General features: G+C 58.5%; 11 protein-coding genes. 5 read left to right on the top strand and 6 right to left on the bottom strand.

The features are described from left to right. Positions 1-11: 11 nt before the first annotated feature. The 4 genes from B2A78_RS05060 to B2A78_RS05045 all read right to left on the bottom strand — a co-directional run bounded on the left by B2A78_RS05060 (position 12) and on the right by B2A78_RS05045 (position 6,300). The gene (locus B2A78_RS05060; protein ID WP_077728823.1) at positions 12-1,532 is read right to left on the bottom strand and encodes a hypothetical protein; all 1,521 of its coding nucleotides are present in this window, start codon (positions 1,530-1,532) and stop codon (positions 12-14) included. A gap of 118 nt (positions 1,533-1,650) precedes the next feature. Next, on the bottom strand, positions 1,651-3,174 hold the full coding sequence (locus B2A78_RS05055) for a hypothetical protein (RefSeq protein WP_143735068.1): 1,524 nt from the start codon (positions 3,172-3,174) through the stop codon (positions 1,651-1,653). 565 nt (positions 3,175-3,739) lie between these two features. Then, the gene (locus B2A78_RS05050; RefSeq protein ID WP_077728821.1) at positions 3,740-5,161 is read right to left on the bottom strand and encodes a hypothetical protein; all 1,422 of its coding nucleotides are present in this window, start codon (positions 5,159-5,161) and stop codon (positions 3,740-3,742) included. A 572-nt stretch (positions 5,162-5,733) separates the two neighbouring features. Further along, positions 5,734-6,300 carry a hypothetical protein gene (locus B2A78_RS05045; protein ID WP_240502403.1) on the bottom strand — a complete coding sequence of 189 codons (567 nt, stop codon included), beginning with the start codon at positions 6,298-6,300 and terminating at the stop codon, positions 5,734-5,736. A gap of 529 nt (positions 6,301-6,829) precedes the next feature. Between B2A78_RS05045 and B2A78_RS05040 the strand changes: the two genes are divergently transcribed. The 4 genes from B2A78_RS05040 (at position 6,830) to B2A78_RS05025 (ending at position 9,437) form a co-directional block, all read left to right on the top strand. Further along, on the top strand, positions 6,830-7,495 hold the full coding sequence (locus B2A78_RS05040; protein WP_077728820.1) for a hypothetical protein: 666 nt from the start codon (positions 6,830-6,832) through the stop codon (positions 7,493-7,495). Between the two features lie 221 nt (positions 7,496-7,716). Further along, positions 7,717-8,139, top strand: coding sequence for a hypothetical protein (locus tag B2A78_RS05035; protein WP_077728819.1), 423 nt, complete (start codon positions 7,717-7,719; stop codon positions 8,137-8,139). Between the two features lie 141 nt (positions 8,140-8,280). Beyond that, positions 8,281-8,838 carry a GNAT family N-acetyltransferase gene (locus B2A78_RS05030; protein ID WP_205780677.1) on the top strand — a complete coding sequence of 186 codons (558 nt, stop codon included), beginning with the start codon at positions 8,281-8,283 and terminating at the stop codon, positions 8,836-8,838. Then, positions 8,835-9,437, top strand: coding sequence for a class I SAM-dependent methyltransferase (locus tag B2A78_RS05025; protein WP_077728818.1), 603 nt, complete (start codon positions 8,835-8,837; stop codon positions 9,435-9,437). The genes B2A78_RS05030 and B2A78_RS05025 overlap by 4 nt, the downstream gene beginning before the upstream one ends. A 229-nt stretch (positions 9,438-9,666) precedes the next feature. Here B2A78_RS05025 and B2A78_RS05020 read toward each other — a convergent pair whose 3' ends face one another. Beyond that, on the bottom strand, positions 9,667-10,776 hold the full coding sequence (locus B2A78_RS05020) for a tectonin domain-containing protein (protein ID WP_143735067.1): 1,110 nt from the start codon (positions 10,774-10,776) through the stop codon (positions 9,667-9,669). A gap of 258 nt (positions 10,777-11,034) precedes the next feature. Between B2A78_RS05020 and B2A78_RS05015 the strand changes: the two genes are divergently transcribed. Beyond that, positions 11,035-11,454 carry an MAPEG family protein gene (locus B2A78_RS05015; protein WP_077728816.1) on the top strand — a complete coding sequence of 140 codons (420 nt, stop codon included), beginning with the start codon at positions 11,035-11,037 and terminating at the stop codon, positions 11,452-11,454. Between the two features lie 62 nt (positions 11,455-11,516). Here the strand turns inward: B2A78_RS05015 and B2A78_RS05010 are convergent, their stop codons facing one another. Further along, on the bottom strand, positions 11,517-12,515 hold the full coding sequence (locus B2A78_RS05010) for a cytochrome D1 domain-containing protein (protein WP_077728815.1): 999 nt from the start codon (positions 12,513-12,515) through the stop codon (positions 11,517-11,519). Position 12,516 lies beyond the last annotated feature (1 nt).

Genomic DNA, 12,516 nt, shown 5'->3' with positions numbered 1-12,516 from the left:
GGCACACTTCCTCAGCGGCTCGACGGCCGTGCCTTGCCATCGAAGATGATGACCAATGGTGTCAGCGTCTGCCTGGAATCGGCGCCGCGGGCCGTACCCGGAACAACGTAGTTCCGCTCGATGAACGCGACTGTCTCGCCTTTCGGAATCATCTCCTCCGTGATTTCAAAGCAGTGGGAGAGCCCCGAGCAGTCGCGCGCGAAGTACTGGACGTAAAACCGGTCGGTGTTGTCGACCGTTCCAGAAAACGCCGACGCGCTCCCCGCGAGATCTTCGTCGAAAACGTTCCCGATGCCCTGGAGAACCGACGAACGATTGAGTGCGATGGCCGAGTACGTCGCGTTTCCCGTAGCCGTTTTGAGAGTCCCCACGACGGCCAGCACCTGGCCCGAATCGATGCTCGAACGAGGACTGAGCCGCCAGTCTTCGTCCTGGTTATCGCCGAGGCAGTTCATGGGGCGTTCGAGGCAGTGTTGCCCGACGAGATCCACGGTCAGTTCCAGAGCCTGGAACGGCTGTTCGGGGGCGGAAGTCTGCCCCCAGTGCTTCTTGACCGCCTCGATCAGAGCCGCAAAGTCACTTTGGAGCCCCAGCTCGGAGCGGGCGGTCCGCTCATCGTAATCGGGTTTGGGATAGGGTTCGGTCGGACGCGCCGTGTTCGTGTCCCTCACCCGGAGCACGGCCAGGGGAAGCTGCCGACGCCACTCATCACCCGCCTCCTCGTCCTCCGGACGCGTATAGCGGATCGTGATCCACAGGTCGTCCGCCTCGGGCCCGAGCCCTGCTCGGAAAATCTCCGTTGACACGGGGGTAGTAAACACCTGATTGCGATCGGGGACGCCCGCCCGCAGGAGCGCCTCGGTCACTTCCCGCTCCATCACCGCGTCCGGCGTGACGATGAAGAAGCGCTGCTGGTTAAAGGCCGCGCCGGACTGCCGCTCGATGACGACGTTATTAATGCTGTTGCCGAAGGTCGCGGACATCACCGAGCGGGAAGGGTTCGGCGACGGGGCGAAGAGCAGTTCCCCCAGGAAGGGGTCTGTGACCGACTGGAAGACTATATTCGCGGGGTCGATGCGCCCTTCGCGCGTGAAAACGTAGGTGTGCATCCCGAAGTATTTCGCGGGCGGCGGAAGCTGCGCCAGCACGACCAGCGCCTCGCGCTCATCGAGGCGGTATGTCCACCAGGTGTCGTCCGGCGTCGGCCCGAGCAGATCCTTGATGTGTTCGTCCACGAACTCGTCCGGCCAGAGCGGAACGGCGGGAATAACGTACGGTGACGCCGGATTGTTCCCGAGGCAGTTTCCAATCACGGCGATCGTGAACTGGCAATCCTCGATCGTGAACAGGTCCCAGAAGCCGCGTGTGACCTCGTAGCCTTTCGCCTCGAGGTCGGCTTGAAGATTCTGGACCTTCCGCTCCAGCGACTCGGGGAGCTGATTGTCGTTGCTCGAACCGTTGTTCCAGCCGTTCGCCGCGGACGCAAATCCGATCATCGCCGCGAGCGTGAAGTAAAGCGTGTGGGTTCTCATAAGTCCTCCTGACCGACCATCCTGTTGTCCTTAAGGAAGCTCGGATTAAGTCCTTCGACAGGCCTGTCCTGAGCCTGTCGAAGGGTCATGAACGGAATCCGCTTGCTCAGAGGCCCCTTTAACGGCTCGACGGCCGTTTCGCCCCGTCGAAGACGATGAGCGTCGGGTTCACGAGCTGCTTGGGGTCAGGACCTCGGGTCGACCCCGGCACGACGTAGTTCCGCTGAATGATTTTGATTGCGTCGCCTGGGGGGACCATTTCCTCGGTGATTTCGCGGCAATTCGGAAGGTTCCCGCAGTCGCGTGCGAAGTAGTAGACGTAGAGCTTGTCGGTGTTGCCGACCGTCTCCGAGAAGGCGGACGCGCTCCCCTTGAGATCGGGATCCGAGACGTTCGTGACGCCCACCAGAGCCGGGATCCGGTTGGGCGCCAGACTCGTGTACGTGGCGTTGCCGGTGGCGGTGCCGAGGGTGCCCGCGACGGCGAGGACTTCGCCCGAGTCGATGCTCTCCGTCGGGCTGATCTGGTAGTCTGCGTCCTGGGTATCGCCGAGGCAGTTCATGGGGCGCCGGACGCAATGCTCGCCGATAAGGTCCACCTTGAGCAGCAGGCTTTCGAACGGCCCGTCCTTGGCGTCGGGCTGTCCCCAGTGCTGCTTGACCGCCTCGACCAGATTCTCGACATTACCCTCGAACCCGAGCTCGGACTTGGCGATCCTCTCGTCCCGGACAGGTTTTGGGTAGGGCTCGGTCGGACGCGCCGTGTTCGTGTCCCTCACGCGGAGAATGGCGAGCGGGCGCTTCTGGCGCCACTCATCGCCGGCCGCCTCGTCTTCCGGCAGCGAATAACGCATCACGGTCATCAGGTCGTCCGCCTTTGAGCCGAACCCCAGCCGGCCGAGGTCCGTCGACACGGGCTCGACGAACACCTGGTTGCGATCCGGTACGCCCGCCCGCAGCAGCGCCTCGGTGAGCGCACGCTCCATCACCGCGTCCGGTGTGATGATGAAGAAGCGCTGCTGGTTGAACGCCGCGTCGGATTGCCGCTCGATGACGACGTTGTTGTTGCTGTTGCCGATGCTGGAGAACACCAGCGCACGGGACGGATTCGGCGACATCATGAAGAGGATGCTCTGCATGAAAGGATCATCGGCCACGGACTGGTAGATTTCATCCGTGGTGTCGATCTCCCCTTCGCGCGTAAAGATGTACGTCTGTATCCCGAAGTACCTTCCGGGCGGCGGAAGCTGCGCCAGCACGACCAGCGCCTCGCGCTCATCGAGGCGGTACGTCCACCAGGTGTCGCCCGGCGTCGGCCCGAGCAAATCCCTCATGTTCTGGTCCACGAACTCGTCCGGCCAGAGCGGAACGGAAGGGATGAGATAGGGCGCCGCCGGGTTGTTGCCGAGGCAGTTTCCGATGGTCTCGAGCGCGAACTTGCAGTCTTCGATCCTGAACAGGTTCCAGGCTCCCCGAGCGACCTCGTAGCCTTTCGCCTCCAGGTCGGTCCGGAGATTCCGGACCTTCTGCTCCAGCGACTCGGGGAGCTGATTGTCGTTACTCGATCCGTTGTTCTCACTGTTCGCCGCGGACGCAAATGCAATCATCGCCGCGAACGCGAAGCAAAGCATGTGGGTTCTCATGAGTCCTCCTGACCGACCTAGTGTCCTGAGTGAAACGAATGCGGCAAAGCGCCCCATGTTGCGGAAATGGATCAGAGCAGAAGCGCCTTGCATCAAAAAATTTTCATGCCGCCATAATCTGCTAGATTGCAAGGCTCGGCATTTGTTCCGCTTCCATGGATGAGGTCGGGTCTTGCAATCATGCCTCGACCTGACAAAAACGGAGGACTGCGTCAGTTCTTTACGTCATAGCCGAGATACACGGGCTAACAGGCAATGCCGTTACGTTAAGCCGAAGAACGCCCCCCGGCACGGAACCGTTTATGCGATTGGAATGCCGGGGTCCAGAGGACATGGATGGCAGCGCACCAATCGCGAATGATGCGCTTCACCTTCGTTCAGCACATCCTACGAGCCCGTAGGATGCGCTGAGGTACGACAAATCGGCAGGAAAGCCGATTTGCACGCAAAGCGCCCGAAGGGGACGGCACATGGACGTGCCGTATGACAAATTGGCAGGAAAGCCGATTTATACAGCGGAGCCGCCCGCAGGTCATGCGCACAGCCCGGCGTCCCGCCGGTGTCGTCATAACGACTTCAGATACTCGACTACATCGCGTTTTTCCTGATTGCTCAGTCCTAAATCGAAGCGTGCGTCGTAACTGTCCACCACGTCCAGCAAGGTTTTGAACCGACCGTCGTGGTAAAAACGCCCTTTGTTCTCCGGACGCATGAAAAGGCCGCGTTCACGCACGAAAATCCCGGCCAGGTTCATCGTCTTGTAAGCGTCTCCGGGAGCACGATTCGCCTGAAAACCGTCGATCCTCATCTCGTCGGGTGTATGCAGGTTCCAGCCCGGCTCGGTCCACAGCGGCTCGACATGGCAACTCCCGCACTTGGCTTTGCCGCCGAACAGTTCGCTCCCCCGTTCGGCCGCCCCAGCATCGAAGTCCACGCCGGCTTTCGGCTTGGGTGCGGGCAGAGCCAGCTGAAAGAAATGGAGCGCCGGCAGCTTGGGAGTAACCTGATCCTCTTTCGGATCGACGGATATGTGGCCGAATTCTTTCGCGGCAGCGATCGGAAACTTATCGGCGTCATCCAGCCGGGGATCGAAGAAGGTACCGACCCCGCGCAGTTCCAATACCGCCACGAATGCATTCCAGTAGGTCACCGTACCCCAGTCGCCGGTCCAGGCGTGCTGATTGTAGCCGGCAAGCCCAAAGGCGTCGGGAATGAGCGTGGCAGCCGGCTTGCCTTCCGGGGTGAACGCCTTGCCGTCGAGGAGGAGTTGCGCATCGAACTTGCCGGGTCCCCAACTCTGTAGCACGTCGCGGACTTGGGAGTCGGTAATGTCGGGGTGAACGATTCTCAGCAAATCGACGATTGGTTGCAGGTTCGGAGCGAGGGCGATGATGGCCCCGACGTTGAGATCGTGATTCGCCCAGCCGTCCAAGCGCTCGCCGACGCCCGGAGCGAGCGAGTCATTCACGGTGGAGTGACAAAGGGCGCAGGTGAGACCCACGGATTTGAGCGAACCGTCGGAATTGAACGTGCCTTTGACGCCCAATACGGCGTCCTGCTTGATCAGGGCCAGCGTAACCGCGACGTCGCTCAAATCGACCGCCCCCTGCTCGAGTTGCTGGACGACTGATCCCGGCAGCGCCTCTACGTCGACCTTTAGCCCCAAGTCCAGGGCTTGTTGCGGTGTCAGTCCATTACCGATTCCGCCGAAGCGTTCCCCTTCGATGGCTTTATGCAATTGAAGCGCATCACTCCAGAATTGCTCGTCGCCAAAACTATCGAAGCGAAAAATTTCCCGTCCTTGGGTAACCATCTGCGCGGCATTTTGGACAATTCGGTCGCGCTCCAATTGGGAAGCCGTGTTGGCCTCTGTTGATTTGCCGGTTCTGTGGGAATCATTGGCAAACGCCGCCAAGCTGAGCAAAAACCCCGCAAGTGACAGAAATAACGGGGTGATTGTCCGGGTGATAAGGCTGACTCTATCCATAAGTCTTTCCTCACTATTCCAGTATGAGTTTCCTGCTCATGAACGCGGCGGGCGTTTGTTATCGCTTCGGCACGAGGAGCGATTTTCGACAAACGCCCCTGGCTCTCGTGAAACGCTTAAGTAGCGAACCCGATGCCGCCATGGGTTTGGAGCGGGGGAGGCAGAAAAGCCCGATTACCCGATTCGGGCCTGTATAAAAGGAGACTCGGAATAGGTCGATTTTGTTCACAACTAGACACGCCCGGCACAAACGGCAGCGACGCCTGACCATCCGCCCGGCCCTGTCGCGAAGTTTCGAGGGCCGCCGGGATAGGCACCCTGTCGTGATCGAAAGGTTGGCGGATTGATGCAATACCGATCGGGAGTGTACGGATTGATGTGCGAACGCTTCTTATGGCGAGCGGGGCATGGCACGGGATTGATTCACGACAAGCGACCGATCGCTTGAAGAGATGCGCACCAAGACCTTCGAGAAACTCAAGGGGAAGGGGCCGCTTGTCATTTATGGCCGATGTATAGCCATCGCATGACCGTGCTCAGCCAGCGACAGGCCGCTTGTGCCCCGCATCGCCTCAATGCCAGCCGCCGTAGCGTTTTGTCGGATCGCCGCGGAAGCCGGAGGTGGTCTTGTCTTCCTCGGGAACGGTACTGCTCATCATCGCGGCCGCCATCAGGTTTTTCCGGGTATAGCCGCCCAGCGACTTGGCTTTTTCGGCGATGGCCGTGGTCTTGGGATTGATGTTGTATTGGCTCTCGAACGAGTCCACGATGGCCACTATGAGCGGCTCCGATCCTTCACGATACGCTTTCAGCAGGATCGGCAATGCGGTGCCGGCCGGAATGACGATGGAAAAGCGGTTGCTGCCTTCCAAGGATGTTTCCGCAATGGTGTTGCCTTTTTCGTCGGTGGCCACCACTTTTCCTTGGATGACGGGTTCCTTCTCGTCGTTTACCGTACCTCGCAGGGTCTGCTCTTTTTCGAATTTCTGCTCTTCCTGGAATTTTTGCGGCAGCCCCTGGAACATTTCAGCGGGTTTGTCCGACTCCCCGCATCCCGCTAGGAACACCGCCCCCGCAAGCACAATTGACGCGGTTTTGGGAAGTCTCTTCATCTTTGAAACCAGTTCATGCACAGCCATGGAAACCTCGGATCTTGCATGTGAATGAATAGAGCTATTGCTCGGACAGCTCAATCGGAATGGCATCTTTCAACCATTCTCTAGTTTTCTCTCATTAATCAAACGGTTGCCTGACTCGTCCGACGACATGAATCGGCATTAGATTCAGAGGCCACAGCATACACCAGAATCCATAGCAAACGAGTCAGGAATTCATTCGCCTGCCCGGCTGAGTACGTCTTGGCGTCTTTGGAATCCCCGTCTTCGCAAAAGAGTCCACCCAGTCTCCCACCTGGTTTTCCGTTTAGCACATTACGCTAAAGCCAATGCGTCCTATACGAATCGTCGCAGGCGCTGGATAGTGCTCCCTATCCGGCGACTCATTGTTTCCGAAAATGATTCGATACGGCTGCAGGCCTTGAAATTGCGGTGTTCAAGCCTCTGCACGGTGAATCCCGCGAAGTTTTCCGGCGCGCCTTCCTGTTTCCAACAGCCTGGGCAATGGCGAAAATGGAAAACATCAATACTTGCTCTTTGGAGGTCCCTGAGCATGGACATCATTCTGGACGGGCCGAGTCAACCGCCGCTTTCCTGCGGAAAACCCAAGTACCTCGTGATCCTGCTGCATGGTGCGGCATCGAATGGCGATGAGATCATCGAACTGGCGCTTGATTGGGCTCCCACCTTGAACAAAGCGGAATTCCTGGCGCCCAACGCACCCTGGCTTAGCGATGGGGAAAGCAATCGGCGCCAGTGGACTTGCCCGACCGACAACGCTCAACACTCGGGCGCTGGGCTGGACGAAGCCGCTGAACGTCTTCAGGTGTTTCTCGATGCTGTCCTCGCCAAACGGCGGCTGGAAGACAGCCAGCTCGCGTTGGTCGGTTTTGCCCAAGGCGCGGCTCTCGCGCTTCGCGCCGGCCTGACGCGGGCCAAGCCGCCGGGCGCGATCGTCGCTGTCGCCGGCGGCATCGATGAAGTCCCTATCGAGCGCAATATGATTCGATCCGGTCCGCCGGTGTTATTGGTTGAGGCGGATGTGGAGGCCGGCGCCGGCGCGGTGGGCTTGGATCAGGCCCAGCACCAATTGGCCAAGTGGGGAATCCCTATACAAAGGTTGGCTAAACCCGGAAGTTATCACGGCCTCGACGATGACGGGGTGAGCACCATTGCCGATTACCTTCACCGAGCCTTGGTCAAGCCTAGCGCCGACTAGGCGCATATATCGATCTGCTCTTGGGATGGTAGCTCAAAGGATCTCGCGCCTCGGACTCCATGCGACTCGGCCTGCTAACAATGCAGCTGGTAAGCCTAAGGAGCCCCGAATCCATGACAGCCGAGAACCGGTAAGCACATGGGCCACCTCACTGCTTGTGTACTGGCGCGACGTAGCACGGGCATTCACTTTTGATTAATCGAAAAGCCAGGAGATTCAACGTGTCGCAATCGCAATCCGTAATCCTTAACCGCTCCGACGTGCCCACGCGCGAAGCGCTTCAGGAGGCCATCAAGGGGCTCAAGTTCCAGCTCTCCGTCGATGAGTCCTACGCTCCGTTCGAAAGCTCTGGCTATTTGCCCTGTACCATCAACGGCGAAGACAGTGGAGTCAATATCCGTTTCGATGCTTTGGAGCCTTATCTGGCCCGATTCCCCAACCTGCAGGCGCAGGCCGGCCAGCGCGACACCCTAGTCACCTTGCGCTCGGAAGGCGATCCCCGTGAGGACGTGTGCGTGCTGATGATCGCAGCCGCCTTGGCGCAGAACTTTGATGCCATCGTCCATAGTCCGAAGAAGGATGTACTATCCCCTGCGGAGAAGCTTATCAGTCAGGCGCGCAGCCAGTTCGCCGATCTCGATTAGTCGAGTCGGCCTTCAAACCTGGTAACGGAACCTGCCGGCGGCTCACGACCAGAGGCGCCCATCGATCATGACGTGCGCCTTCGCGCCGGCTGAACTTCGATATCGACGGTGTAGAAAACACTAAACTCGAAAAGCCACGGCATGAAAAATCGGTCGATAGCGGACTTAATTTGGCGTGAAAATGAGACTTTTCCACAGCGTCGTCAGGCATTCACAGGAGAGGCGGCATTGAATCTGAGAATCGCAACAGACGAGGACATCTCTCAGCTGTCTCGTCTCCTTGAGATCCTGTTCGCGCAAGAAGAAGAATTCACGCCCAACGTCGCGCTGCAGGAGGCCGGTTTAAGAACGATCATCTCAAACCCTCAGGTTGGAGAGATCATGCTTGCAGAAGCGGACGGCAAGATCATTGGGATGGTGAGTCTCCTCTATACCGTCTCAACGGCGCTCGGAGCTCGGGCGGCGATCTTGGAGGACATGGTCGTTGATCCCATCAAGAGAGGCGACGGGGTTGGCAGCAAGCTGCTTGAGTATGCGTTGCAGATTTCCCGCGAACGAGGATGTGCACGAATCACGCTCCTAACGGACGCCGGCAATCTTGGCGCTCAAAGATTCTACGAGCGGTTCGGCTTTACCAAATCGACGATGATCCCCTTGCGGCGCTCGCAACAATGCGACTGGCTGAAGTCCGAACAATGAATCGCGACGCCTACAACGCCATCGCCGAGTCATGGGACCGAGCGCGCAATGCCTTTTATGGCCGCGAGAAGGCGTACCTGGACACTTTTCTCCGCGATATGGCCGCGCGGTCCCCTATTTTGGACCTGGGCTGCGGCACTGGACGCCCGATGGCCGAGTGCATTTTGAACCAGGGGCATAAGGTCACCGGTATCGATCAGGCAGTCGAGCTACTCGAGCGCGCCAGAACGCGCATGCCGTCAGGGACCTGGATCGAATCGACGATCGAGGGATTCGAGACCGACGATCGTTTCGCCGGCGTTGTCTGTTGGGACGCCCTCTTCCACATTCCGCGCGAGCGTCACCCGGCTATCCTGGCCCGCATTGCCAAAATGCTTATCCCGAAAGGCCGACTGATGTTGACCGTGGGAGGATCGGAGCATCCGGCGTTCACGGATACGATGTTCGGCGAGACGTTCTTCTACGACTCGTTTCCTCCGGAGAAGGTAATGTCTATGCTCGGCGAGCTGGGTTTCAGGCCACTCGTCGCCGAGTTCATGAACGAACCAAGCTCCGGCCGGGACAAGGGCCGCTACGCTATCGTCGCACACATCGCTTAACGTCTCGATACGGCTGCCGTTTCCGGTTTGCCAGGGAGTAGACGCCCATACAAACGCGTCGAAAAACCCTCGACTCGAAAATTCAGCTTTTCGATCATCGACGAACCACAGACCCTAAGCTGTTCAAACCTTGGGGGATTCTAAGCCCGTTAGGGCGGCAAATTAATGATTGATTTAAAGGATTTACCCGATCGATGGCGCCCACTTTTTCGAGCCTGACTCATACTCATCAGGGGCAGGAAGCAGGGACTGTGTTACTCCAAAAACGATTAGTGAGATCGTTCGGATCCGGCCGGCCATCGTTTGCCGAAAAATTGATTATGATGCCGGAAAGACAAGGGATAGGGAGATCAGCGGCAATTTCCCCATCGGCATTGGCCGTCGTCGTCCAATAATACTCGGAGATTTCGTCTTGGCCGATGCGCACCCCGCGGATAGTCGTCTGTGTATTGGGGAGGAAGCCCGAGCCCGTTACGTGGAAGGCCGTTTCCAGGCCGGCTCCGGTGGTCGAGACGCCGAGGTTGGGCTCCGGTTGGGACGGCGGCGGCGGAGATGGTGACTGCGGCGGTGGCGGTGGAGGTGGGGCCGCGGGAGGAGGCGCTTCGGAGGGTTGCCAAGCCCATAACGTGCCGTCGGCCTTTACGGCCCAATGATCAAGATACCTTCCAGCGGAGATGCTGCTAAACCCTTCCCCTGGGATCTTTTGATAACCGATTCCATCGGTTGTAAACCAGACAGTCCCATCGGCAGCGACGAGCCAGGCTGTGCCATCATGGCTGACCGAGACATCTTCCCATTGCATTTCGCTGCCGATTCCCTCGGCAGGAAACCAGGCTTCATCGGGCGTCCCCACGTTGCCGCGCCACCAAAGAGCACCGTAGTTCGCTATACCCCACATTTGACTACGGTTGTTGCCGGCGAGTCGCTTAAAGCCGATCAAGGCACTTCGGTCCTCGAAATCGATACCGTTCCTCGTCATCCAGACAGACCCATCGGCGCGCGCGACCCATACGGTTCCATTAAACACCGTGACGTCCACCAATGGCCCGGCCAAGTTCTGCGGTACCTGCTTCCACGTTTCATCATTGCGCCGATGCCACAAAAAGCCGCTAGAAGTGATGCACCATACCGTGCCGTCGTACGCCACATCCACGCGTGCAAGTCCGCCGGGGCTTGCGACTTGACCGGCGATTCGGGGGGGCCAGGGGCCGCCGCCATGCCGCCAGAGGGTTCCGTCCTTGGCGATGAGCCAGACATCTGTTGCACCTGTATCCAGTTGCTTGGCGACGTCGCGCAGCTGAGGAAAAGAAACTTGCCCTGACTGGGTGGTGTCGATCACGGACCTCGGATACCAAACCCGTTCGTCAACTGCTCTTACGGTGCCGACGAGCACGGTCAGCACTAAAACGGCCAAGACACTGACAAGCTTGATTGTCCGCTTTGAAGGTGCTGGCATATCCGTGCCTCGCTGTGCAGTTCCCGTGTTTATCGTGACGGGGCTCTAGTGGTAAGGACGGGGTTTGGGTTCGATCATACTTCCCTATGACCGGCCTCCCGAAAAAAGTTCATAAGAGGCTCTATTTACGGGAGTTGATCGATGACGGTTCAGACGTACGATCTTGTTTATCCGATGCTAGCACTGTTCTGCTGGACGTTTCTGATCATGCTCAGGAATGTACAGGTCAGAGTCCGGGCGGTTTTGAAGGGAGAGCTTACAAACGAATACTTCGAACTCTTCTGCGGCCCCGAACCTCCGGAAGAGGTATTGAAGACCGGGAACAATCTGAGAAATCTCTCAGAGTTTCCACCCTTGTTCTATGTCGCCGCCCTCGCAATTATGGTAACAGCGCGTACAGACGCTGTTTTCATTGCTCTCGCGTGGAGCTACGTAGCATTAAGGATCGGGCACAGCATGGTGCACCTGACGTTCAACAAAGTTCCCGTCCGCTTCTTTTTATTCATCCTGAGCAATGCCGTTCTGCTCGTAATATGGATACGGCTCGGTGTTCTGGTGTGAAAAGGAACGAAGTCCCAATCGGAAAACGGCAGAGCGTCCATGCGTCAAACACGACACTGAAACTAGTGCGGATTCGCCTCAACCGCCTGTGCCACAAACTCGCCGAAGGCCCGACTGCCGTCACCGGTGGGAATGGTTTTTTCCAGTTGCAAGGTGTCCGCATTGATCACGGAAACGGAGTTGCTGAACCAATTGGCGACATAGATATGCTTGCCGTCGGGATGGGCGGCTATGCCTTCGGGGTATTCGCCCACCTTGATCGTGGCGATGACTTCGCCCCGGTCGGCCGCGATGACCGATACGGTGTTGTCGTATTGGTTCGTCACGAACAGACGACTACCGCCGGCGCCCAAAGCCACCGCATAGGGTCTGTCGCCGACCGGAATGGTTTTCAGTAGCGCCATGCTCTCCGCATCGACCACGGAGACGTCGTTGCTTTCCACGTTGGCGACGTACAGACGGCTGGCTCTTGAGTCCAGTGTGACGCCGAAGGGGTGCTTGCCGACGGTGACCGTTTTCTTGACTTCCAGCTCGGCGGCATCGATGAGCGAAACCGTGTCGTCGTCCCGGTTCGACACGTAAATTTTCGCTCCGTCCGGACTCACAGCGACACCGGAAGGAGAATGCCCAACCGGAATTCGCTTCAGTACTTTCGAGCTATCGAGATCGACCACGGAAAGATAGTGTCCGTACCAATCCGCCACATAGGCCCTCGTCCCGGCCGGATCGACCGCAATGCCCAACGGTCCCTCGCCCATGGGCAAGGTGGCGATCACGTTTTGGGTGCGTCCATCCAGAACCGTAACGTCTTTACTGCCGGGGTTGGTGACGCAAATCCTGGCGCCGTTTCGGCTGACGGCGACGCCGGCCGGCTCCGACCCGACTTTGACAGCCTTGACGACGGTTCCGCTCGCCGTATCGATCACGGATACGCTGTTGTCCTTTTGGTTAGTGACATAAGCATAGGGTTCGGCGGAAACGTCACCGACCGAGGAAAACAGGAGAGCGGTGGCGTACGCCACCGCTTTCGCCCGATTTACCGAATCGTAAACGCCAAACATG

The sequence above is a fragment of the Methylocaldum sp. 14B genome (assembly GCF_002005105.1).
GTDB lineage: Bacteria > Pseudomonadota > Gammaproteobacteria > Methylococcales > Methylococcaceae > Methylocaldum.
The sequence above is the reverse complement of the archived record's forward strand: the minus strand, read 5'-3'. Positions and strand labels throughout refer to the sequence as shown.

Bases quoted from the DNA above. Each gene is read 5' to 3' on its own strand.
- B2A78_RS05060 (WP_077728823.1), bottom strand. From the start codon at position 1,532: ATGAGAACCCACACGCTTTACTTCACGCTCGCGGCGATGATCGGATTT.
- B2A78_RS05055 (WP_143735068.1), bottom strand. From the start codon at position 3,174: ATGAGAACCCACATGCTTTGCTTCGCGTTCGCGGCGATGATTGCATTT.
- B2A78_RS05050 (WP_077728821.1), bottom strand. From the start codon at position 5,161: ATGGATAGAGTCAGCCTTATCACCCGGACAATCACCCCGTTATTTCTG.
- B2A78_RS05045 (WP_240502403.1), bottom strand. From the start codon at position 6,300: ATGGCTGTGCATGAACTGGTTTCAAAGATGAAGAGACTTCCCAAAACC.
- B2A78_RS05040 (WP_077728820.1), top strand. From the start codon at position 6,830: ATGGACATCATTCTGGACGGGCCGAGTCAACCGCCGCTTTCCTGCGGA.
- B2A78_RS05030 (WP_205780677.1), top strand. From the start codon at position 8,281: ATGAAAAATCGGTCGATAGCGGACTTAATTTGGCGTGAAAATGAGACT.
- B2A78_RS05025 (WP_077728818.1), top strand. From the start codon at position 8,835: ATGAATCGCGACGCCTACAACGCCATCGCCGAGTCATGGGACCGAGCG.
- B2A78_RS05015 (WP_077728816.1), top strand. From the start codon at position 11,035: ATGACGGTTCAGACGTACGATCTTGTTTATCCGATGCTAGCACTGTTC.
- B2A78_RS05010 (WP_077728815.1), bottom strand. From the start codon at position 12,515: ATGTTTGGCGTTTACGATTCGGTAAATCGGGCGAAAGCGGTGGCGTAC.